The organism is Nocardioides sp. (assembly GCF_036401255.1).
Lineage (GTDB): Bacteria > Actinomycetota > Actinomycetes > Propionibacteriales > Nocardioidaceae > Nocardioides.
The window spans coordinates 1-1,968 of sequence record NZ_DASWVI010000323.1 but is presented as its reverse complement, the minus strand read 5'-3'; the positions used below and the strand labels follow the sequence as shown (position 1 = coordinate 1,968).

Annotated in this window: 2 protein-coding genes; both read left to right on the top strand. The window is 76.9% G+C overall.

Annotated features, from left to right (window positions below):
• A partial coding sequence (gene tsaE / locus VGD85_RS15190; RefSeq protein ID WP_331064273.1) for a tRNA (adenosine(37)-N6)-threonylcarbamoyltransferase complex ATPase subunit type 1 TsaE occupies positions 1–852 on the top strand: 852 nt, incomplete at its 5' end.
• 9 nt (positions 853–861) lie between these two features.
• Positions 862–1,968 (top strand): hypothetical protein (locus VGD85_RS15185; RefSeq protein ID WP_331064272.1); only part of this gene is annotated, 1,107 nt, incomplete at its 3' end.

The window sequence follows — 1,968 nt, the reverse complement described above, 5'->3', positions numbered from 1 at the left end:
CCGGCGGCGGCGCTGGGCGAGACGGAGGCGTCGCTCCGCGACCGGCTCGCCGCCCACGGCGGCCTGCTGGCCTGCCTCGACGACCAGCCGGTCGGCGCGCTCGTGCTCGACCGGGTCGGCGGCACGACGTACCTGCGCCGGTTCGGGGTGAGCCCCGCCGCCCAGGGGCATGGCGTGGCCGCGGCGCTGATCGACGCGGCGGTGGAGGCGGCCGAGGGGTCCGACGACCTGACGGTGGTCGCCCGCGAGGAGCTGCCGCAGACGATCCGGTTCTGGCAGCGGCAGGGCTTCCGTGAGATCCGGCGGTCCGCTCCGAACGTCGAGCTGCGCCGCCCGCTGCGCACCCACGTCTTCCAGGCGCCCGACGCCGACGCGATGCGGGCCCTGGGGCACGCGCTCGCCGGCCAGCTCGCCGCCGGCGACCTGATCGTGCTGAGCGGGGAGCTCGGCGCCGGCAAGACCACGTTCACCCAGGGCCTGGGCGCCGGCCTGCGCGTGCGCGGCGACATCACCTCGCCGACGTTCGTGATCGCCCGCGTCCACCCCGCGCTCAACGGCGGGCCGGACCTCGTGCACGTCGACGCCTACCGGCTGGCCGGGCTCGACGAGCTCGACGACCTCGACCTCGACGCCTCGCTCGACGAGGCGGTCACCGTGGTCGAGTGGGGTGAGGGCCTCGCCGAGGGTCTCGCGGAGTCGCGGCTCGAGGTCGTGATCGTCCGCGGCGACGAGGCGGCCACCGACGGCCTCGACCCGCGCCGCGTCGAGCTCACGCCGGTCGGCCCGCGGTGGAACCGGGTGTCGTTCGGGGAGCTGAGCACCGACCACAGGACGGCGCCGGCGGACGGGTAGCCTCGCCGGGTGACCGAAGGACGCAGCGCGGCCCGCGCGAGGCTGGTGATCGTCACCGGCTCAGGGCGCAGCGGCACCAGCACCGTCACCGGCGCCCTGGCCCGGCTCGGCCTGGAGGTGCCCGGGCCCCTCGCCCCGGCCGACGAGCGCAACCCCAAGGGGTTCTACGAGACGCCGTGGGTGATCGAGCGCAACGGCCGCGTGCTGGACGCGGTGCCCGTGCGGGGCAACGACGCGCGCCCCGAGGCGGCCGGTCTCGCCGACGCCGCGGCCGACGACCCCGAGCTGGTCGCCGACCTGCGCGGGTGGCTCGCGGACCACGTGGCCGGCCACCCGCAGTCGGTGGTCAAGGACCCGCAGATCTTCTGGCTGCACCGGGCCTGGCGGGCCGCCGCCGAGCAGGCGGAGGTCGACCTGTCCTTCCTCACGATGCTGCGCCACCCGGTCGAGGTGGCGCGGTCGCGCGACACGGCGTACCTCACGCAGAAGGATGCCGAGCACCGCCGGGTCCGCGAGATCAGCAACGTGGCGGCCTGGTGCAACGCCTGCTACCTGACCGAGCGGGCGACGCGTGGCACGCCCCGGGCGTTCGTGCGGTACGACGACCTTCTCGCCGACTGGCGCCGGGCGCTGGCGCCGCTGCCGGGGCGGCTGGAGATCGCGCTCGACCCGGCCGTCGAGCAGGGGGGCCACCACGCGGTCGACGACTTCGTGGACAGCTCGCTGAACCGCTCCCGCGCCGGGTGGGACGAGACCGCGGTGCCCGCGGCGCTGCGCGACGTGGCCGAGGCCACCTGGCAAGCCGTCAACGGGCTCGTCGATGACCCCGAGGACGCCGAGGCGGTCGCCGCGCTGCAGCGTGCGAGCGAGGACTACGCGGCCCTGCACGCGGACGCGGTGGCGTTGGCCGCCGACCACACCCAGGCCGCCGTGCAGACGGCCGTGCGCGAGCGGCGCGAGGAGGTCCAGCGGCTGCGCGGCCGGGTCACGCGGCTGCGGGCGCGGGTCGAGGAGCTCGAAGGGGAGCCCGGGGAGTCCGACGGTCCGGTCCGCAAGGCGCTGCCGGGACTGCGCCGCCGCGCCCGGGCGGCGGTGCGCCGGCCGCGAGACGAGCGC